General features: G+C 29.8%; 19 protein-coding genes. 11 read left to right on the forward strand and 8 right to left on the reverse strand.

Annotated features, from left to right (window positions below; genetic code table 11):
- Window positions 1-8: 8 nt before the first annotated feature.
- Both HZC47_07670 and HZC47_07675 read right to left on the reverse strand, forming a co-directional pair.
- Window positions 9-566: a dephospho-CoA kinase gene (locus tag HZC47_07670; GenBank protein ID MBI5680752.1), complete on the reverse strand. Its 558-nt coding sequence runs from the start codon at window positions 564-566 to the stop codon at window positions 9-11.
- 174 nt (window positions 567-740) lie between these two features.
- A complete protein-coding gene (locus HZC47_07675) occupies window positions 741-1496 on the reverse strand; it encodes a phosphopantothenate/pantothenate synthetase (protein MBI5680753.1) in 756 nt (251 codons plus the stop codon).
- A 227-nt stretch (window positions 1497-1723) separates the two neighbouring features.
- On the opposite strand from HZC47_07675, the gene HZC47_07680 reads away from it, so the two are divergent.
- Both HZC47_07680 and HZC47_07685 read left to right on the forward strand, forming a co-directional pair.
- Window positions 1724-1945: a hypothetical protein gene (locus tag HZC47_07680; GenBank protein ID MBI5680754.1), complete on the forward strand. Its 222-nt coding sequence runs from the start codon at window positions 1724-1726 to the stop codon at window positions 1943-1945.
- Between the two features lie 165 nt (window positions 1946-2110).
- A complete protein-coding gene (locus tag HZC47_07685) occupies window positions 2111-3139 on the forward strand; it encodes a M42 family metallopeptidase (GenBank protein MBI5680755.1) in 1029 nt (342 codons plus the stop codon).
- Between the two features lie 63 nt (window positions 3140-3202).
- On the opposite strand, the gene HZC47_07690 is transcribed toward HZC47_07685, so the two are convergent.
- The 4 genes from HZC47_07690 to HZC47_07705 all read right to left on the reverse strand — a co-directional run bounded on the left by HZC47_07690 (window position 3203) and on the right by HZC47_07705 (window position 8009).
- Entirely contained in the window at window positions 3203-3919 is a 717-nt protein-coding gene (locus HZC47_07690; GenBank protein MBI5680756.1) for a recombinase, read from the reverse strand.
- A 63-nt stretch (window positions 3920-3982) separates the two neighbouring features.
- Complete coding sequence (locus tag HZC47_07695) at window positions 3983-5245, reverse strand: methanogen output domain 1-containing protein (GenBank protein ID MBI5680757.1); 1263 nt, start codon at window positions 5243-5245, stop codon at window positions 3983-3985.
- Window positions 5246-5331: 86 nt separating this feature from the next.
- Window positions 5332-7116, reverse strand: a complete 1785-nt coding sequence (gene uvrC / locus HZC47_07700) for an excinuclease ABC subunit UvrC (GenBank protein MBI5680758.1) — start codon at window positions 7114-7116, stop codon at window positions 5332-5334.
- Between the two features lie 107 nt (window positions 7117-7223).
- Complete coding sequence (locus tag HZC47_07705) at window positions 7224-8009, reverse strand: DUF169 domain-containing protein (GenBank protein ID MBI5680759.1); 786 nt, start codon at window positions 8007-8009, stop codon at window positions 7224-7226.
- A 277-nt stretch (window positions 8010-8286) separates the two neighbouring features.
- On the opposite strand from HZC47_07705, the gene uvrB reads away from it, so the two are divergent.
- From uvrB to HZC47_07735, 6 genes are all read left to right on the forward strand, one after another.
- On the forward strand, window positions 8287-10242 hold the full coding sequence (uvrB, locus tag HZC47_07710; protein MBI5680760.1) for an excinuclease ABC subunit UvrB: 1956 nt from the start codon (window positions 8287-8289) through the stop codon (window positions 10240-10242).
- On the forward strand, window positions 10239-13145 hold the full coding sequence (gene uvrA, locus HZC47_07715; protein ID MBI5680761.1) for an excinuclease ABC subunit UvrA: 2907 nt from the start codon (window positions 10239-10241) through the stop codon (window positions 13143-13145). The genes uvrB and uvrA overlap by 4 nt, the downstream gene beginning before the upstream one ends.
- A 311-nt stretch (window positions 13146-13456) precedes the next feature.
- Complete coding sequence (locus tag HZC47_07720) at window positions 13457-14407, forward strand: ribonuclease H-like domain-containing protein (GenBank protein MBI5680762.1); 951 nt, start codon at window positions 13457-13459, stop codon at window positions 14405-14407.
- A gap of 20 nt (window positions 14408-14427) precedes the next feature.
- On the forward strand, window positions 14428-14607 hold the full coding sequence (locus tag HZC47_07725; GenBank protein ID MBI5680763.1) for a tautomerase family protein: 180 nt from the start codon (window positions 14428-14430) through the stop codon (window positions 14605-14607).
- Between the two features lie 114 nt (window positions 14608-14721).
- Window positions 14722-16005 (forward strand): MFS transporter, encoded by a 1284-nt coding sequence (locus HZC47_07730; protein MBI5680764.1) that lies wholly within the window; start codon window positions 14722-14724, stop codon window positions 16003-16005.
- Between the two features lie 296 nt (window positions 16006-16301).
- Complete coding sequence (locus HZC47_07735; GenBank protein ID MBI5680765.1) at window positions 16302-17213, forward strand: hypothetical protein; 912 nt, start codon at window positions 16302-16304, stop codon at window positions 17211-17213.
- A 126-nt stretch (window positions 17214-17339) separates the two neighbouring features.
- On the opposite strand, the gene HZC47_07740 is transcribed toward HZC47_07735, so the two are convergent.
- Window positions 17340-17624, reverse strand: coding sequence for a hypothetical protein (locus HZC47_07740; GenBank protein ID MBI5680766.1), 285 nt, complete (start codon window positions 17622-17624; stop codon window positions 17340-17342).
- Between the two features lie 221 nt (window positions 17625-17845).
- Here HZC47_07740 and HZC47_07745 point away from each other — a divergent pair, with 221 nt between their 5' ends.
- Together HZC47_07745 and HZC47_07750 are read left to right on the forward strand one after the other, a co-directional pair.
- Window positions 17846-18676, forward strand: a complete 831-nt coding sequence (locus HZC47_07745; GenBank protein MBI5680767.1) for a carbon-nitrogen hydrolase family protein — start codon at window positions 17846-17848, stop codon at window positions 18674-18676.
- A gap of 70 nt (window positions 18677-18746) precedes the next feature.
- Window positions 18747-19442, forward strand: coding sequence for a hypothetical protein (locus HZC47_07750; protein ID MBI5680768.1), 696 nt, complete (start codon window positions 18747-18749; stop codon window positions 19440-19442).
- Window positions 19443-19492: 50 nt separating this feature from the next.
- Here HZC47_07750 and HZC47_07755 read toward each other — a convergent pair whose 3' ends face one another.
- Window positions 19493-20050: a HEAT repeat domain-containing protein gene (locus tag HZC47_07755; GenBank protein ID MBI5680769.1), complete on the reverse strand. Its 558-nt coding sequence runs from the start codon at window positions 20048-20050 to the stop codon at window positions 19493-19495.
- A gap of 290 nt (window positions 20051-20340) precedes the next feature.
- On the opposite strand from HZC47_07755, the gene HZC47_07760 reads away from it, so the two are divergent.
- Complete coding sequence (locus HZC47_07760; GenBank protein MBI5680770.1) at window positions 20341-21078, forward strand: metallophosphoesterase; 738 nt, start codon at window positions 20341-20343, stop codon at window positions 21076-21078.
- Window positions 21079-21109: the final 31 nt, after the last annotated feature.

Raw genomic sequence — 21109 nt, forward strand, 5'->3', positions numbered from 1 at the left:
ATTTAAACCTAATTCTTCTTTTTCAGTTCATTTTTTAATATGCTCCGAATATTGTTTTTAAATTTCCAAATAGGTCCTTCATTAATTATCATGTAATCAGAAGTTGCAATAGCATTCCCAATTCCAAAGTTAAGTTCTCTATTATCTCTTTTTTGAAATTGTGAAAAATTAACAGAATCATCTGACCTGCGACGCTTTTTTAATCTCATAAAACGGGCTTTTGGGCTGGAATAAATTGCTATAACTTTAAACTCTTTAAATTGTTTTTTAAATATTTCTATTTCTGCAGGACTACGTATACCTTCAATTATATAATTAAAATTATCGTTTTTAAAATCTTCAGACTTGGATCCATTAATGATTTCAACACATCTATCAGCAACCACATATTTTCCGTATTCCTTACGTAATTTAACGGCTGTTTCACCAATATCCTCATCTCTGGCCATAGCTTCATTACGTATAACATCTCCCATCCGTATTATATGGAATCCAAGATTTTTTGCAACTCTTGCAACCACACTTTTGCCTGATCCTGGCAGTCCTGTTACTCCGATTACTCGCATGATTTCACTTCAAATGAATTTATAATAGTATATTTTTTGTTTAAAATGATATTTTATATTTATTTCTTATTTTTAAATGCTTTCAAAATTCTCCGAATTTTGAGGCATCAAAAATCTCTTATTTTTAAATGCTTTCAAAATTCTCCGAATTTTGGTGCCGTAAAATTTAAAATTTTACAGGCTATCAAATTCTTTAATGGAATTTAGCATTACCTTTAATGACTCTTCAAGATTACGTGCATTGTTAAAATTACAAACTATTTTTTTAAGCTCATCAGGACTCTTTTTTTTAAGAAAAGAGACTTCACTAATTAAACAGGGAATAATCCTTGTTATATTATCTACAATAGTAATAGATGCAGTTTTAGAAGTTCTGGATAATGGATTTAAATCAATAGCTATTACAAATTTGCCTTCTTTAACCAATGCTTCAGTCCTATCACCATCTTCAAGAGGAACCAGCACCACATCAGCTTTGTATATACCTTCATGGCTTACTTTTCCCCGATGACTGCTAATGTCTTCCATTTGAACTTGATCATTATCTTCAGTTCCCATAATTTCATGAGCACCATGTTCTTTTAATATTTTCTCAATTGCTTTAACTCTTTGAGGAGTTCTATAAAAAAGGTTAATTTCTATTTTTGCATTTAAAACATGGGCTAAATCCACAATTTTTTCAGCTACAAGAGCTGTAGCATTCCCATTTATAGATATAACTGGATTATTTGCCAGTAATAATGCAGCAGCAGCACTTTCAATTGCATTTAGGGATGTTTGTGTTGTTTTTTCCCCAATCAAGTAATCAAATGCTTCACCTCTCCCATGGGCAATCATTCCAGCATCAGCAAGAATACCTGATTTATAGGCTTCTACAATTTTATCTCTTAATTTTAATGATTCATATCGAGGATGATCTTTATTTATCATAAATATTCACGTTTTAAGGATAATCAAATTTTTATTTTTATAAATTTAGGAATAAAATCTAATATTATTTGAATTAATTAGAAAATAATCTCCAAAAGTTATAATAACTATTATGTTACTATAAAATATATTTAAAGAGCATGAATAGATATAAACTCTTCCTTACGAATATATTATTAAATCTAAAATATAAATAGTGGAGGGATAATATGAAAGACACTATTGATATAAAGACAGAAGATGGTGAATACAGGAAACAGGAAAAAAAAGCTTTAAAAAGAAGAAAAATAAATAAATATGGAATATATGCAAGTTTAATTTTTATTGCAGCCGGTTTAATATGGTATGCAGTAAATCTTGGGCTAATTCCAGTTGATATTATAATCAAACAAGCTGGGCCTATTTTAATTGTTATTATAGGAATATTAATTTTAGTAAAATCAATATAATTAATTTTTTGAGGTTGAAGAAATACTGTGATTTTCGAACCCAAAATCAAAGATTTTGAGGTTGAAGAAACATGTGTTTCTTAACTTTCGAAAATATATAAATTTTTGAGGTTGAAGAAATGCTACGCATTTCTGAACCCAAAATCAAAGATTTTGAGGTATCCCATGAATAATCTGTTAAAAGAACTATCAAATGCACCAGGAATATCTGGTTTTGAAGATGAAATTAGAAAAATAATGGAAAATGAATTAAAAGACCATGTTGATGAAATAGAAACTGATAATCTTGGAAATGTTATCTTCACAAAAAAAGGAAAAGAAAACAATAAAAAAATAATGTTAGCAGCCCATATGGATGAAATAGGGCTTATGGTCAAATATATTGACAAAAAAGGATTTATTAAGTTTTCTAAGATTGGAGGCATAAATGATCAGATGCTTTTAAACCAAGAAGTTTATATACACAGTGATAATAATAAAATACTCGGAGTAATAGGTGCAAAACCACCTCACAGGATGAAACCTGCAGAAAAAAAGAAAGTAATTGAATATGAAAACATGTTCATAGATATAGGGGCTAATGATAAAGAAGAAGCAGAAAAAATGGTTAATATAGGGGATCCTATAACTATAAAACATGAATTTTCTAAATTATCCGATTCAAAGGTAACTGGAAAGGCATTTGATAATAGAGTCGGCTGCTACGTGCTTATTGAAGCTATGAAAAGAGCTGAAAGCAATGCTACAATTTATGGTGTAGGGACGGTTCAAGAAGAAGTAGGACTTAAAGGAGCAAAAACTTCAGCCTTCAAGATTAATCCAGATTTAGCAATAGCTTTGGATGTTACTATAGCCGGGGATCATCCTGGAATTAAATTTGAAGATGCACCTGCAGAAATGGGCAAAGGGCCAGCCATAATTTTAACAGATGCAAGTGGAAGAGGAATTATAACTCATCCAAAAGTTAAAAAATTGTTAATTGAAGCAGCTAAAGAAAAAGAAATACCATACCAGCTTGAAGTAAGTGAGGGTGGCACTACTGATGCAACTGCAATCCATTTAACTCGAGAAGGAATACCTACAGGTGTTTTATCAGTTCCAACAAGATATATTCACACCCCAGTTGAAGTGGTAAGTCTTGATGATATTGAAAACACTATAAAACTACTTGTATCTGTAATAGAAAAAGTTTAAAATTTATTTTATTCAATATCTCATTTTTTTTAAATAATAATTAAAATAAATCCTTTTAAGGATTTATAGAATTTTATTTTCTTCTGAGCTTGAAAGTATTTCAATTCCATTATTGTTTATTTCATAGGTTATAAACTGGGTAGGTGTTTTAGTACTTCTTATTTTTACAATATCCATTACTCGTTCTCTACGGCCAGTGTAAGGATTTTCACGCTTCATAAGTTTTATAGCACCGTAAACAGAGAATAATGCAAGTTCGTTAAATTCGTGGGATGTTGCACTATCTAATATTATAAGGGCCGTAATGTTTCTATGTTTTAATTCGTATACCAGTAGATCAAATCGATCTCTAAATTCATATGGTGTTAATTTAGCTGTGTAACTTCCAAGATTATCAATTACAACAACATCTGTGTCTTCAGGTATGTTCTGCAGGATTTTTGCAAAATTTCCTTTCATTGTGTCGATATCTATACTCATTTCAGCCTCAGTTACTCTTGCTCTGACTCCAGCTAGTTCTATGAAGCTTAAAATGCCGTTATCAAGAAATTCATCTAAATTCCAGTTAAAAGAATTACCCTGTTCTTTAAGATCGCCGGCATCTTCTTCAGTAGTTATGTATATAGTTTTAAGTCCTTCAATACAGCTATTTTTTGCAAAATGAAGTCCAAAAATAGTTTTACCAGAACCTGCATCTCCCGTAACGAGCATGGTTCTACCTGCGGGAAATCCATCCGTTATTTCATCGAATACAGATATACCAGTTTTTATTCTTTCCAATCTCCCATCTCCTTTAGCTTATTATGCAATGAATTTAACCATATATAATGATTTGATGTTAAATTAATCTTGTTCTTGGGATAAGATAAACTGAAAGCCACAATTGGAGGCGCCATCAGCTTTACAAGTCATCTGTTCAACATGTCCTTTAATACCAGTCCATGTAAAGCTGCGTATAACTATTACTCTACATATAAGGCAGAACATAGGACTATATTCAGCTGTTTGTTCCCATGGGCAATTTAAGAATGTAAGACCATTATATTCCCCACAAGATTGTTCTGCATCAATCCCAATATTTGATAAAAACCCTTTTATCCATTCTATATAACAGTTAAAAGTATTGTCCATATTCCTTTCTTTTCCATTAAAGCATTTTTCTATGCTTTCAAGGAATCTTGGCTTCATATTTGTCTCAAAACGGTCCGCAAAGCTTTTTGCAATAGTATTCCTAATTTGGGGAGGAATATTGGATGCAAATACAGGCATTGCACTTAAAAGAAATCCAAAAAGTTCACTTCTGGCTTTTTCCTTTAATAACTGTTCTTTTTCTTTATCAGCAATCCTACGGGGAGTAATATCCTGAAATACCAACACAGCACCATTGGTATTATTGTTATTATCTATTATTGGCGCATTTGTATCGTTGATAGGTACAGTTTTACCATATTTAGTAATTAGGAGTGTGTGACTATTCATATGTGTTATTGAACCTTTTTGAACCACTTCTCTTACAGGGCTATCAATTGGCTCTCCTGTTTTCTCGTTTACTAATTTAAAAACATTAGCCAATGGTTTTCCCAGAGCTTCATTTTCTTGCCATCCTGTAATTTTTCGAGCTACAGGATTCATAAAAGTGACATTTCCTTCTTTATTAGTGGTTATTACGGCATCACCAATACTTTCAAGAGTTGTAGAAAGCCATTTTTCGTTTTCTTTTAGTTTGCTTTCCATTTCATGCTTGTAAAGTGCGACTTCAATTGCACTGTGCAATTCCCTATCTTCAAAAGGTTTAATAATATAACCAAAAGGCCCAGTAATTTTAGCTCTCTTCAAAGTTTTTTCATCAGAATAAGCAGTTAAATATACAACAGGAATATCAAGAGTATCATTTATTTGTTGGGCAGCCTCAATACCATCCATATCGCCCCGTAAAACGATATCCATTAAAACTAAGTCCGGTTTGGTTTCTGCAGCTTTTTCTACTGCTTCTTCTCCAGAGGATATTATTGCAGGTACAATGTAATCCATTCCTTCTAGCCTATGTTTAATGTCCATGGCTACTATGCTTTCATCCTCTACAACAAGAATTTTAACAGATGACATACTGTTTAGTACTATTATTATTTTATATATATTAATATTATCTTTTATATGACAAAATAAAGTCAATTTTTTTATTATTTAATAATTTAACCATTTTTATCAATACTATTTTTATGGAGATATTTATGAATTTCTGTAGCTAAATGGGAGCTAATACCATTAACACTTCTAATTTCATCAATACTAGCATTTTTAATTTGTTCAATATCTCCGAAATGTTTAAGTAATAGTAATTTTCTTTTTTCCCCAATTCCTTTGATTTCATCAAGTAATGAATATTTAATTTCTTTAGATCTAAGTTTTTTATGATATGAAACTGCAAATCTGTGGGCTTCATCTCTTATTCTCTGTAGAAGATGTAATGCTGCTGAATTACGAGGTAGAATTAATGGAGTCGATATTTCAGGAACAAAAATATGTTCAAATTCTTTAGCAAGCCCTATAATTGGAATATCATCTATTTTAAATGATTTTAAAACATCTAAAGCAACATTTAACTGACCTTTTCCTCCATCTACAAGAATAAGATCAGGTTTTTTATCATCATTTTCAGAAAATAATTTGATGTATCTTCTGTTTAAAACATTTTTCATCATTGCATAATCATTAGGGCCATCCATATCTATCTTAAATTTTCTATATTTGCTTTTTTTAGGGAATCCTTCTTCAAAAACAACCATTGACCCTACAGAAAGCTTTCCACTAATATTAGAAATATCAAAAGCTTCAATTTTATGAGGTATTTTTTTTAAATTAAGGTATTTTTTAAGGTCAAAAAGCGCATTCTTGACTTCACTTTGGTGATTTTTAATTATTTCTGCATTTTTAGTTACCATTTGAACTAATCGGCTTTCAGCATTGTTTTGGGGTGTTCTAAGAATTACTTCATTTCCTCTACTTTCAGATAACCATTCTGCAATTAAATCAACATCATCAACTTTATACTGAATAATAATTTCAGAAGGAGGATTTCGTGGGCTCATATAATATTGTTTTAGGAATGCGGCAAGAATTTTATGAGGTAAAGTGTCTTCAGCACCACTCATTAAAAAATCATCTTTTCCAATAATTTTACCATCCCTTATAGAAAATACGACAACACATGCAATTTTTTCATCATAAGCGCATGTAATAACATCTTGTTCAAGCCCTCTATCAAATTCTATTTTTTGTTTTTCAAGAATATTATCTACAGATAATATTTGATCCCTTAAAACCGCAGCTTTTTCAAATTCCTGATTATTAGCTGCTTCTATCATCATTTCATTAAGCATTTCAATGATTTGGTCATATTTACCTTCAAAAAATAAATTAATTTTTTCTACAATTTCATTATAAGCTTGGGCGCTGATTTTACCACTGCATGGTGCACTACAAAGATTTATTTGGTAATTAAGGCAAGGTCCATTCATTTTTTTGCATTCTCTTATTTTAAACAGTGCTTTAATTGATTTAACTATGCTTCTAACAGATCCTGTATCTGTAAATGGACCATAGTAATATGATTTATCATTGTTAACAGTTCTTGTTATTAAAACCCTAGGAAAAGTTTCATTGGTTATTTTAATGTAAGGATACCTTTTATCGTCCTTTAATCTGATGTTATATTTGGGTTTATGTTTTTTAATAAGATTAGACTCTAAAATGAGAGCTTCCTTTTCAGTATCAGTTATTATATATTCTAAATTATGAAAATGGCTCATTAGAATTCTTGTTTTTAAAGGCTGTTTGCTTAAACTAAAGTAGGATTTAACTCTTTTAATCAATGATTTGGCTTTCCCTACATAGAGAATATCATCGTCAATATTTCTCATTATGTATACGCCAGGTTTATCTGGTAAATTATCTGGATTAGTACAACGATTAGGCATTTAATTGTCCCTGTAAATTTACTGTTTGTTTTTGATGTCTATTTAATAAATTAAATTCAAAAATGAATTAAAATTAATAAATGAATTATGAATATAAATATTTTACATTAAAGAATATTTTCTCTAATTTGAGGATATGCGACTTCAGGTTTTTTAATAACGAATGATTTTTCTAAATCATCGTGCATTTTCACTGCTATATCAATTGGGATACCTATTGCCATGTATTCTGGAGGAAACCATATATTCCCTGTTGGATCGACAGGACCTATAAAAGATGTTCCTTTTGGAGTTTTTTCGGCCATTCTTGCTGGATATGTTACAAATGTAGCACAAGCAGGACCCATAGGCATACTGATAGCATTAAATGGATTGGTTGTTCTAAAATGTATAAGACTTGCTAAATTTCTTATTTGCTCTCCTTTACCAAAGCATAATATGGATTTTACATCTACATCTTCTTCTATTTCATTATATCTTTGTATAATTACATATTTTCCTGGAGAAGTTATTTTACCAATGGATTCAAGGAATTCATCCACAATTGGAGGACTTGCTTTTAAATATTCTGCTTCTCCGCCTCTAAACTTTTTGTTTCCAGTAGATACAAAATATCTAATGAATTCCAGGGGTTTTGTAAATCCAAAATATGTCATTGAACCTGGGCAGCATCCTCTAAGTGTATCTTTTCCCATATATAAAGCAGGCGTTTTTTCATTTACTGCAGCGTTGAATATGGACTTTGCAACGCATGAATCAAAAGAACACATAGGTTCAGCTCCATCAGGGATGGTTTCTATACCATATACTGCTAAAGGATTTGTTTTTAATTTTCCAGCTTTTTTTAGGCTTTCTCCAATATCTTTTATTGACACATTTGAAATTTTTATCACCTCAAAAACTTTGTTTTTGGGTTCAGGAAATTCTGTGAATTTCCTTCAACCTGCTTCGTCATACCACTATTTATTTATAATATATCTACCAATATATCTTAAGTTATTTTCTTAAAGAAATTTGAATAAAATGTAAACTGATTAATATTAATATATATTTAGATTACTTTTCAAATGCTCTTACTTAAAACCTATTATTGATTAAAACAATTTTAACTTAGATATAGGTTAGATGAGTATATTTTGAAAAATGCCTTTTTTTAAAGAGGATATAAAAATGACAGGATTTAAGTTAGTTTCAAATTATAAGCCATTAGGGGACCAACCAAAAGCAATAAATTCTATTGTAAATGGACTAAATCAAAATTTAAAGCATCAGACATTGCTGGGCATAACTGGGTCTGGAAAAACATTTACTATGGCTAATGTAATCAATAAGGTGCAAAAGCCAACATTAATCATTTCCCATAATAAGACATTAGCTGCCCAGCTTTACGAAGAATTCAAAGAATTTTTCCCTGAAAATGCAGTAGAATACTTTGTAAGTTATTATGATTATTACCAGCCAGAAGCATATATTCCTCATTCAGATACGTATATTGACAAAGAGGCGAGTATTAATGAGGAAATAGACCAGATGAGGCACTCAGCAACTCAATCTCTACTTTCAAGAGATGATGTAATAGTTGTTTCAAGCGTATCCTGTATATATGGAATTGGATCTCCAGAAGATTACGGAGATCATCTTTTACATATAAAAATAGGCGAAACACATGAAAGAGAAGAAATATTATCCAAATTAATACATATCCAATATGAAAGAAATGATATAAAATTTACTCGGGGAAAATTCAGAGTAAGAGGAGATGTAATAGAGATATTTCCAGTTCACGGAGCATTACCTGTGAGAATAGAACTTTTTGGAGATGAAATAGATAAAATATCATATATAGATCATTTAAAAGGAGAAACAGTTAAAAAAATTGACCGTATAACCATATTTCCAGCAAAGCATTTTGTAATATCTAACCATAGAATGAATAAAGCATTAAAAGGTATTGAAGAAGAATTAGAAGATAGACTTGTTATTTTACGTGCGCAAAACAAATTAGTTGAAGCACAGCGTCTTGAGCAAAGAACACGATTTGATATGGAAATGCTTGAAGAAATGGGATACTGTCCAGGAGTAGAAAACTATTCTCTTTATTTAAGTGGTAGGAAATGGGGAAGCATACCCCACACACTAATAAATTATTTCCCAGATGATTTTATTACAATTATAGATGAATCACACGTTACAGTTCCCCAAATTGGAGGAATGTACGCTGGAGACCGTGCACGTAAAAATTCTCTTGTAGATTATGGATTCAGACTTCCATCAGCTCGAGAAAATCGTCCCCTTAATTTTGAAGAATTTGAAAGCCTAATGAATCAAGTAATATACGTATCTGCAACACCGGCCCAATATGAACTTAAAAAAAGCCAAAATCTTGTAGAGCAAATTATAAGACCAACAGGGCTTATTGATCCAGAAGTAATAGTTAAACCAGTTAAAGGACAAGTAGATCATCTTTTAGGTGAAGTACAAAGGAAAATTAAACAGAATCATAGAATTCTGGTTACTACATTAACCAAAAAGATGGCAGAAGATCTAACAGATTACTATGCTAAAATTGGGATTAAAGTAAGGTATCTCCACTCTGAAATAAGTACATTAGAACGTATTGAGATAATCGATGATTTAAGGCGTGGTGAATTTGACTGTCTTGTAGGTGTAAACCTTTTAAGGGAAGGATTAGACCTTCCAGAGGTTTCTTTAATTGGAATTCTTGATGCAGATAAAGAAGGGTTTCTCAGGTCTGAAACGTCACTTATTCAGACAATAGGAAGGGCAGCAAGAAATGTAGAAGGGCAAGTAATTTTATATGCTGATGAAATCACAAAATCAGTGGAATCAGCTGTTAATATAACAAATGAGAGAAGAAAAGTACAGATGGAATATAATAAACAGCATAATATTACACCTAAAACTGTGGTAAGGTCTATTAAGGAAAAAGAAAAAAGTGAAAAGAAATTATTAGAAAATATTGAAAACATTCCTAAAGATGAAATAGGACTTTTAATTAAAGATTTAAGGTATGAAATGAAAAAAGCAGCAGAAAAGCTTGATTTTGAAGAAGCTGCAAAAATAAGGGATCAAATCAACACTTTAAAAGGGGTTTCCAGTCAATGAATACCAAAAAGGATAATATAGTTATAAAAGGTGCAAAAGAGCATAATCTTAAAAATGTGGACATTACCATTCCTCGAGACAAGTTTATAGTCATTACAGGTATCAGTGGATCTGGTAAATCATCACTTGCATTTGACACCATTTATGCTGAAGGACAACGAAGATATGTTGAATCCCTTTCAGCATATGCAAGACAGTTTTTAGGGCAAATGAAAAAACCTGAAGTGGATTATATTGAAGGATTATCACCTGCAATCTCTATTGACCAAAAAACAACAAGATTAAATCCTCGATCAACCGTAGGAACAGTAACAGAAATATATGATTATTTAAGACTTTTTTATGCGAGGGTAGGTGTTCCACATTGTTATAATTGTGGGAAACCTATATCACAGCAAACATCTGGCCAAATAACAGATGCAATCTATAAAGAGGAAGAAGAAACTAAAATACAAGTCTTAGCTCCTGTTGTTAAAGACAGGAAAGGAGAGCATCATAAAGTATTTGAAGACCTCAAGAAAAAAGGTTTTGTAAGAGTAAGGGTAGATGGGGAAGTATTTAGTCTTGATGATGAGATTACACTTGATAAAAACAGGAAACATACAGTTGAAGTCGTTATAGATAGGTTAGTCATAAGATATGATGAAGACTTTAAAAGGAGACTTGCAGATTCAGTGGAAACGGCTCTTGAACTAGGAGAAGGTTTAATTGTAATTTTATATCAAAAAGAAGATGAATTAGAAGAAAAGGTTTTCAGCGAACACTTTGCATGTACAGATTGTGATATTAATTTTGAAGAAATAAGTCCTCGAACATTCTCATTCAACAGTCCCCATGGGGCTTGTCCAGAGTGTAATGGTCTTGGAAATAAAATGGAAATGGATACAGACCTTGTAGTCCCAAATAAATCTCTTACATTAAATGAAGGAGCAATTCTTCCATGGAGTAAATCCCAAAATAAAGAGAATTATTATCATCAAATGCTAAAAGCTATTGCAGACCATTATGGGTTCAGTATGGATGTTCCATTTGAAGATCTAATGGAAAACTATCAAAACATAATCCTTTATGGGTCTTCAGATAGAATAGACTTTAAATTCAGCAGAAAAAATAGAATGCACCATGTAAAAAGGAAATTTGAAGGCGTAATAAGTAGAATGGAACGTCTTTTCATGGACACCAAATCAAATTACATGAGAGGTTATATAGGACAATTCATGAGCGATAGAAAATGTCCAGCGTGTAAAGGGACAAGATTACGTCCAGAAAGTAGATCAGTTACTTTAGGTGGTAAATCCATATCTCAAGTGGCCGAAATGCCCATAAAAGAATCAAAAAAGTTTTTTGAAGAACTTGAACTTACTGAAATAGAATTATTTATAGCTAAAGAAATACTTAAAGAAATTAATGAACGTTTAAAGTTTTTAGCGAATGTAGGTCTTGATTATATAACTTTAGATAGATCATCTGGAACTCTTTCTGGAGGAGAAGCTCAAAGAATACGTCTTGCAACCCAAATAGGTTCAGGACTTGTAGGAGTATTATATATACTTGACGAGCCAAGCATAGGATTACATCAAAGAGATAATGCTAAACTCATAGAAACCCTAAAAAAGCTTCGTGACATTGGAAACACTCTTATAATTGTAGAACATGATGAAGAAACCATTCTTTCTGCGGATCATGTTATAGACATAGGGCCAGGGGCAGGTGAACATGGAGGAAGAGTTATAGCTGAAGGAACACCTCTTCAAATAATAGAAAACTCTGATTCTATTACAGGTAAATATTTATCAAAAAAAGAAGCTATAGAAATTCCAGAAGAACGTATAGCTCCTAATGGAAAATTTATAACAATAAAAGGTGCAAGACAAAATAATTTGAAAAATATAGATGTAAAAATTCCTATGGGAGTTTTCACATGTGTTACAGGAGTTTCAGGTTCTGGAAAAAGTACATTGATCAATGAAGTCCTATATAAAGGTCTTTATGGAGAATTTAACCGAAAACATGTAAATGCAGGAAAACATGATGAAATTTTAGGGACTGAAAATATAGATAAAGTCATTATAATCGATCAATCTCCAATAGGACGTACACCACGCTCTAACCCTGCAACATACACTGGAGTATTTACATACATACGAGAAATTTTCGCAGAAACAATAGCAGCTAAAAAAAGAGGTTATAAACCAGGTAGATTCAGTTTTAATGTTAAAGGCGGTAGATGTGATGCTTGTAGTGGTGATGGAATAATAAAAATTGAAATGCACTTTTTAGCAAATGTATATGTTCCATGTGAACTGTGTAAAGGAAAAAGATACAACAGAGAAACATTGGATGTTCGCTACAAAGGTAAAAACATCGCTGATGTGCTGGATATGACAGTTGAAGAAGCACTTCACTTCTTTAGAAATATTCCACGTATTCAAAGAAAACTAAAAACACTGGACGATGTTGGATTGAGCTATATTAAACTTGGCCAGTCAGCCACAACACTTTCAGGAGGAGAGGCTCAGCGAATAAAACTTTCTAAGGAATTAAGTCGTCAAAGCACGGGTAAAACATTGTATATACTTGATGAACCCACAACAGGACTTCATTTTGCAGATATTAAAAAACTTCTTAAAGTTCTTGGAAGATTACGTGATTCTGGAAACACTGTGCTTGTAATAGAGCATAATTTAGATGTTATCAAGACTGCAGACTATATTTTGGACATGGGACCTGAAGGAGGAGATGATGGGGGACTTGTTATTGCAGAAGGAACTCCTGAAGAGGTTGTACTAACTAATAGTTACACAGGACAGTTTTTAAAGGATGTTTTAGAAAATAAGCAACTGTTTCCTATTGAAATAGGTGAGGATAACGTTATAGAAGAAACTTCTTCCAATAATAAGTAAATTTAATTAAATAAGTTAAAATTATGTCTAATTTCACTTTTAAAACTATTAGATCTACTTTTAATTTGTTTATATTTCCATATGGAGTTTAATTTATATTTAAATAATTAATATATTTATTTGAAGTTATTAAGGACATATAAAATGATTTAATAATTTTAAATTTGGGCAAAACTAGCTAAATTTACTTCGTTTAACCATGATATAACGAAGTTATTGGTTTGGGCAATATAATTAAATCCAAAAAGTGAAAATATAATACACAATATAATAAAATATTGATAGATACAAAAATTAGAGGAAATGTACACATGGAATATGAAAATGCCATAAAACTAAAAGAAAAACTCTTAAAAAATCATCAAGAAATGGCTCTTGAAGATATTATAACTGGAAAAGAGATAAATACAGAAAAGGGGACATGTTACAGTATAGAAAATAAATCTAAATTAAAGTTAAATAAAATTGATTCAAGACTTGCAAAAGAAAGAATATTATCTGATTTAAAATTATTAAATGGAATAGGATGTTCAAAGGAAGAAAAATTGAAGGAAAAAGGATATAATACTATTGAAGATTTAAAAGATCACGATGGACTTAACAATGATGCTTTAGAATTTTTAAAAATATTTGAAGATAACCCTAATTGCAATATGACTAATTTAATTTCACGTTGGTATTCAAAATCACATCCACTTGTCTTATTTTCATCAAGTTTTTGGAATGATGAAGATTTCATATTTTTAGATATAGAAACTTTGGGACTTAGTAATAAACCTATAATTCTTTTAGGAGTTGCAAAAGTTTCAGGCAGCGAAATAACGGTTAATCAGTATCTTTCTCGAAGTTTAAATGAAGAAGATGCAGTTATAGATGCATTTTTATCTGGGGTTGAATCTGAAAGTGTTTTTGTTACATTTAACGGGCAAACATTTGATTTACCGTTTATTTTAAATAGAATGAGGCATTTTAATATTAAAAAAGAGATTAATAATCCTCATTTTGATATGCTTCATTTTTCAAGACGTGAATGGAGCAGTAAGTTACCTAATTGTAAATTAACAACTTTAGAGAAACATCTGTTTAATATTGGGCGTGATGACGATGTTCCAAGCGCTTTAGTGCCTGAATTTTATCAAACTTACCTTAAAACAGGAAATATTGGCCCTTTAGTTCCTATAGTTGAGCACAATGAGCAGGATATAATTACTTTAGCTATGCTATTTTCAAAATTACATGAAAATTATGCAAATAACTATTAAAAAAATAAGGAGAGATAAGAATGCCTGTAATAACTATAGATGGACCTAAACTAACAAAAGAACAGAAATCCAAGCTTGTAAAAACCTTTTCTGAAGCTGCAAGTGAAATAATGGAACTTCCAGTAGAAACAATGATAACAATTATTAGAGAAGTTGAATCAGAAAATGTAGGAACAGGAAATATTCTTTTATGCGACTGATAATAACGAACATTTTTAACTTTTTAGTTAATAAAAACCTTATTATGTCCTATTATTAAACAAAGTATTCATAATTCTAATTATTTGCAAATAGAGTGATATTGAATGAGCGAAATGATGCTAAATCAATATAAGAAGCTTACTAATGAACATTATAAAATTTTAGGGCTTAGCTGGGCTGGCTGGGTATTCGATTTTTATGATCTTATATTATTCACTTTTTTAATAATTCCCATAGGCCTAGAACTACATTTATCAAATGTTATGCTGTCATATGCTATAGGAGTTTCCCTTGCAGCAACTGCAGTTGGAGGAGTTATTTTTGGAGTTTTATCTGACAGATATGGTAGAAAAACAGCACTTCAGTGGACGATAATTCTTTATAGTGCAGGAACATTGTTATGTGGATTTGCTACAAGCTTAGAAACATTAATTTTATTTAGAATTATCACAGGACTAGGTGTAGGTGGGGAATGGGCTACAGGCCAGACCTATATTGGAGAAACATTTCCAGCAAAACTAAGGGGTAGGTATGGATCATTTATGCAAACAGGCGCCCCAATAGGAATTATACTAGCATCAGTAGTTGGTGGATTCCTTGCACCAACCATTGGATGGAGAGAAAGTTTTATTATATCTGTTTTACCGGCTATAATGGTGATATTCATTCGGAAAAAACTTCCAGAGTCTGATGTATGGCTTAAAAGAAGTAAAAGTAATATTAAACATGAATTTAGTAGTTTTAGTAGTTTAAAAACAGTAATAAGTAAAAGTAAGTTTATGCTGTTATTTTCTAAAGAATATAGAAAAACATTTTTATTGGCCCTTATCCTGGCTGTTTTTGGAATGTCTGCTTACTGGTTTACATATTCTTGGATGCCAGATTATCTACACAATGAAAAACACTTTTCACTGGTCAAATCTGCTTTATGGGTTATTGTAACTCAAGTAGGAGGATTTATTGGTTATTTATCCTTTGGATTTGTGGCTGACTGGATTGGAAGACGGCCAGCATACATGATTTATTCTTCATTAATGGCATTAGGGCTTGTAATGATAACTGTACTTTGGGACAGTGTTGTAATATATCCTGCAGTGATTTTAAGCTTCATGTTCCTTGTTGGATTTGGAACAGGAATATTTGGAGGATATGGACCATTATTTTCAGAATTATTCCCCACAAAAATAAGAAACACCGCAACAGGGGCTGCATTTAACCTTGCAAGAGGAGTACAATTTTTTACACCAATTATAATTGCTTTGATAGCTACTAAATATTCTCTAGGAGTAGGAATATTTCTTGCAGCAATATTTGCATTACTAACTGGAATATGGGTCTGGACATTACCTGAAACTAAGGGTAGACAATTGGAAGATTTAGAAAAACCTATAAAATGAAAGTAAAAAAATAATAGATAAAAATATATAAATAAGTAACAAAATAATAAATATTAATTTTTTCATATATCTGTTTTTATTTTGAATTTAATTTTTGGGTGGTATCTTTCATTTTAATCAGTATTATGCAAAATTCAAAGAAATGATGGAATTTACATTAAGTGATATACCCTTAAACATGTAAATAACTGCATTTTTCATCATTTATTTTAAAACATAAAAATTATGATATAGAATCCCTAATTTTAAACTTTAAATCAGAAAAATATAAAACATATTGCCACATATAAAAAACCGTGGAAGAATACTACTTAATTTGCATCAAATGCAATGGATATTATAAACTTGAAGAATGGGAATCTCCAGAAGATTTTGTTAGTTGTAATTGTGGTGGAGATTTAGTATTAGTTAATGACATATATGAATATATAGATGAATATGATGAAAACGATTATGAATATTATTATGAAGAAACAAAAGGAAAAAGAATAAGTAAAAAGATGATATTATTATTTCTATTCTTTATCTTAATTCCAATTGCATTTATCATAAATTTCACTGATTTAAATTTCTTATTTCCAGACAATTCAGTAATTCAAGGCCATCCAATTTTGGGTTCAGATAAGAGAGGATATGTAACTAAACAAGTATATCCTACTTCTAATGCTTTTAACTCTAAATCCAAGACAATAGCCATAATTACAGGAATACATCCTCGAGAAAAATTATCTAAAACAGTAATAAGTGATTTAATTAAAAAATATCCATTATATTCAACTTATAAAATAGTTCATTACGATATAAAGGTTACAAATAATCCCGAAAATTATAAAATAGGTAGAAACAACGGAGAAAATCTTGCAGCAGATTATATACTTCCAGATGTATTAAAATCTGATGATGATCTTGTAATTATTTGTCATGATCATGAGCCAGGTTATGGGGAAGGATTTTATATAGCAACTCCTGGAATGGATGAAGGGTCAGTAAAACTTGCAGAAACAGTAAAAAAATCATTACTTGGATTTAATTATTATAAAGCAGATAGTACAAATGAACATACAACCTCTGCAATGAGAGTATCCAAGCCTTTATCATCTGCAGGATACAAAACTTTTGTATATGAAATACCAGAATGGATTACTTATACTGAAGCTTATGGTAACTCTTACAGTCTGATTGAAAAATGTTTTACATTCATTAATTAATATTTATGCAATATTTTAAAATTTTTGATTAATAAAATAGCACAGGTCTAAAAATAAAAAAAATGTTTACTTATAACTTATAAGTAATTATTAATGACATATAAACACAAATAAAATATATTATATCTATAATCCTTTCTCTTGTCTGATATTTTTGCCTTTATCTATCATTTTGGTTAAATAGTCAGTTACAAAGTTAAATAAGGTTCCTTCTCGGTCATTTTGGGCTAAAAAGATTATTATACTGGCCATTTCCTTAGTATATTGAAATACATTTTTAAAGTCATCATCCTCTCTAAGACCAATAATATATTCATCAACTATTGATTCTGTACCCTTTAATTTTTTTAATTCATTGGATCTAGATTCTAAATTTTTCATATCAGTATTTCCTTCTTTTGAGTTGACCATAGATTCTACCTCACATCTTTTTAATAAAAATATTCCATAAATTTTCACTTTATATATTTATTTTGTATTTTATACTAATTAAATATTTTAATACGTGCTTTTAAATCCATAATAGCTTAAATAGGTTATAACCAATGATTAAATATTCCAGTAGATTAAATAAATTCATAAAAAATACTAGTAATTTTCTACAGAGGAATATTTCAATTCAGGAGAATAAAATGAAGACCAATTTTAAATTGGCTGTTTGTCAAATGAAAGTTGAAGAAGATAAAAAGCAAAATATAACTAAAGCTTTAGAAATGATTAAAAAATCAGCAAAAAATAAATCAGATATGGTAATATTACCTGAAATGTTTAACTGCCCCTATGATAACAGTAAGTTTGCAGAATATGCAGAAACTAAAGATAATAGCAATACTCTTAATGCTATTTCCAATGCAGCAAAAAAATATGGAGTATATATAATAGCAGGCTCCATTCCTGAGCTAAATAATGAAAAAATCTATAATTCAAGCTTTACATTTGATAAAAATGGTGAAATAATTGGAATTTATAGAAAAATACATCTTTTTGATATTGATATTCCTAATAAAATAACATTCAAAGAATCAGATGTCTTAACAGCAGGCAACAAGATAACAGTGATTAAAACTGATTTTTGTAAAATTGGTATAGGAATATGTTATGATATACGTTTCCCCGAAATTTTAAGGTTAATGACATTAAAAGGAGCTGAATTAATAGTAATTCCAGGGGCATTTAACATGATTACTGGTCCTGCACACTGGGAAACCCTAATTCGCTCACGGGCAATTGATAATCAAGTTTATGTAGTTGCAGCCTCGCCAGCACAAAACAAGAATCTATCATATGTAGGCTATGGAAATTCAATGATTGTAGAGCCATGGGGCAATATTTTAGCTAGAGCAAATTCAAAAGAAGAAATAATTTACTCAGAAATTGATTTATCTTATATTAATGAAATACGTGAGGAATTACCATTATTAAAAAATATTCGTAATGATATTTATGAAATACGAGAAAAATAATGTTTTTTTTTATTTAAATCTCCTTATAATGGTTAAAAGTTATATATGATGATTAATTATATTAATCTTAATGAAAGATGAAATTCCCCATTTATACTTTAAACTAAAAAAGTATGAACATAAATCTAAAAGTAAGCTTGATGGTAAAGAACATACCACGCGAAGGTATATGATTCCCATTAAAAAAGTTCAAATTGAAGGCACTGTTTTTGAAGACATAGAAGACATAGTTATTTTAGCTAAAGAAGATTTTGAAATGGAATTAGATGAATCTAAAGAACTAATTTCTACAGCTGAAAAATTTAAAACATATATTGAATCTAAAAATCAAGAAATTTCAAGTTTAAATGATTTAATCAATGAAAAAGATAATGAATTTGAAGATTTTAAACATTTAAACGAATTAAAAGTTAAAGAACTTCAATTAGACCTTGAAAAAATTAGTGAAGAACATAAAAATATAAAATTAATGTTAAATTCAAAAATAGAAGGATATGAAAATGTTGAAAAGCAGTATAAAGATTTAAAATTACATAATAAGAAACTTGAAAAAGAAATTAAAAGATTAAATGATTTAAGAACATTAGAAAGAGAATCATTCAAAATTAAACTCAATGAAACTGTATTAACTCAAGATGATTATAAAGAACTAAAAAGAAGTCATGAGTTACTGTGGGATGTTGTTCGTGAAAAAGACAAGATTATTAATGATTTAGAAAAGAAAGGTATTGTTAATAATTTAATGAAAAAAATAAGAAATGATTAGTAATCATTATTAGATGTGTCTATAAACTTTAAAATTAAATTAGTGATGAATCATTTATTTATTTTCTTTAAAGCTTTGTTTGCAACTTTTTTTAAATCTTTATCTCCTGTAGCTGCTCGTCTAGCCTTTTTTATTGGATCTATAGCTCTTTCATCACCAATATCTCCAAGAGCTTTAAGTGTTGCCATTTTAACACCCCAATCTTCATCATTTAATTTTTCAATCAAGGGATCAATTGCTTTTTTATCACCTATTTCACCTAATGCTTTTGCTGCGAATTTACGAACTCCAAATTCTTTATCATTTAAAACTTCTATTAATGTGTCCACAACACTACTGTCACCAATTTCTTTAAGGGCTAAAGTTACGTATTTTTTAATATTTCCTTTTTTATCACTCCTTAAAGCTTTAATAAGCGGGCTGATTGCAGGTTTCCCAATTTTGCCCAGAGATTTAGCTGCTTGGAATCTTACTTCAGGATTTGTATCATTAAATGTTTTAATTAATGGTTCAATTCCATTTGGATCTCTGGATTCACCAATTTCTTCTGTAGCCTTTTTTCTAATTTCTATATCCTCATTTTCCAAATTTTTGATAAGATTATCCATTTCCTCATCTCCACATCTTTTAATAAAAATTTTATAATTATTAGTGTATCTTCTTCTATTAATTCTTCAATCTATATTTTAAGAAATTATAGTTTATAAATATACCTACAAAATCATTTTAATCATTATATCTTTATATAAGCTTATTAAAAAGTGTATATAAAAGATTCTACAGAGTAAAAAAAGTTGAAATTTTTAATTAAATAAGATATTTTATTTAAAATTTAATGGAAAACAATTTAAGTATTAAATGAGTTCATATATTTATTCTAAAAAAATATAGCGATAATATGAAAAACAACGAAATCTTTGGCGCGAAAATTATAGACACTGCTCTTCAAATCAATGATTATTTGATTATCTCTGACATTCATTTAGGTTATGAGCAATCATTAAACGCAGAAGGAATCATGGTTCCCAGATTTCAGTATAAAAAGATAATAAAAAGACTTAAAGAAATAAAAAATGTTTCAAATGCTACAAAAATCATTATAAACGGTGATTTAAAACATGAATTTGGTAAAATAAGTAAACAAGAATGGAATGAAGTAATAGATTTTACTTCATTTCTTAAAAAAAATTTTGATGAAATATTGCTAATTAAAGGTAATCATGATAATTTTACGAAGTTTATAGCTAAAAAAAGTCAATTAGAAGTCTACGAAAAGTACTCTGTAGAAAATTATCTTATAATTCATGGAGATAAAATTCCTAAAGGTTATAATAAAATTAAAGAAGAAACAATTATAATAGGTCATGAACACCCTAGTATTAGCATTAGAAATGTAGAACGCGTTGAAAAGATTAAATGCTTCTTAAAAGGGAAATTAAATGGTAAAAATTTGATTGTTATGCCGTCTTTTAATTTTATAACTGAAGGGTCAGATGTAATGCATGAAAAAACTATTTCTCCATTTTTAGATGCTGATAGTCTTGAAGATTTTGAAGTAATTGCTGTTGAATATTTTGAAATATTATATTTTGGAAAAATAAAGGATTTAATTAAAATTAAAGATAAATTCATCTAAATTATTTAATTTAAAAGAAAAATAAGGATAA

The organism is Methanobacterium sp., from assembly GCA_016222945.1.
In the GTDB taxonomy this organism is placed as follows: Archaea; Methanobacteriota; Methanobacteria; order Methanobacteriales; family Methanobacteriaceae; genus Methanobacterium_D.

Excerpts from the sequence above, each read along its gene's own strand:
- HZC47_07670 (MBI5680752.1), bottom strand. The coding sequence starts at position 566 with ATGCGAGTAATCGGAGTAACAGGACTGCCAGGATCAGGCAAAAGTGTG.
- HZC47_07675 (MBI5680753.1), bottom strand. The coding sequence starts at position 1,496 with ATGATAAATAAAGATCATCCTCGATATGAATCATTAAAATTAAGAGAT.
- HZC47_07685 (MBI5680755.1), top strand. The coding sequence starts at position 2,111 with ATGAATAATCTGTTAAAAGAACTATCAAATGCACCAGGAATATCTGGT.
- HZC47_07695 (MBI5680757.1), bottom strand. The coding sequence starts at position 5,245 with ATGTCATCTGTTAAAATTCTTGTTGTAGAGGATGAAAGCATAGTAGCC.
- uvrC (MBI5680758.1), bottom strand. The coding sequence starts at position 7,116 with ATGCCTAATCGTTGTACTAATCCAGATAATTTACCAGATAAACCTGGC.
- uvrB (MBI5680760.1), top strand. The coding sequence starts at position 8,287 with ATGACAGGATTTAAGTTAGTTTCAAATTATAAGCCATTAGGGGACCAA.
- uvrA (MBI5680761.1), top strand. The coding sequence starts at position 10,239 with ATGAATACCAAAAAGGATAATATAGTTATAAAAGGTGCAAAAGAGCAT.
- HZC47_07720 (MBI5680762.1), top strand. The coding sequence starts at position 13,457 with ATGGAATATGAAAATGCCATAAAACTAAAAGAAAAACTCTTAAAAAAT.
- HZC47_07725 (MBI5680763.1), top strand. The coding sequence starts at position 14,428 with ATGCCTGTAATAACTATAGATGGACCTAAACTAACAAAAGAACAGAAA.
- HZC47_07730 (MBI5680764.1), top strand. The coding sequence starts at position 14,722 with ATGATGCTAAATCAATATAAGAAGCTTACTAATGAACATTATAAAATT.
- HZC47_07740 (MBI5680766.1), bottom strand. The coding sequence starts at position 17,624 with ATGGTCAACTCAAAAGAAGGAAATACTGATATGAAAAATTTAGAATCT.
- HZC47_07745 (MBI5680767.1), top strand. The coding sequence starts at position 17,846 with ATGAAGACCAATTTTAAATTGGCTGTTTGTCAAATGAAAGTTGAAGAA.
- HZC47_07750 (MBI5680768.1), top strand. The coding sequence starts at position 18,747 with ATGAAAGATGAAATTCCCCATTTATACTTTAAACTAAAAAAGTATGAA.
- HZC47_07755 (MBI5680769.1), bottom strand. The coding sequence starts at position 20,050 with ATGGATAATCTTATCAAAAATTTGGAAAATGAGGATATAGAAATTAGA.
- HZC47_07760 (MBI5680770.1), top strand. The coding sequence starts at position 20,341 with ATGAAAAACAACGAAATCTTTGGCGCGAAAATTATAGACACTGCTCTT.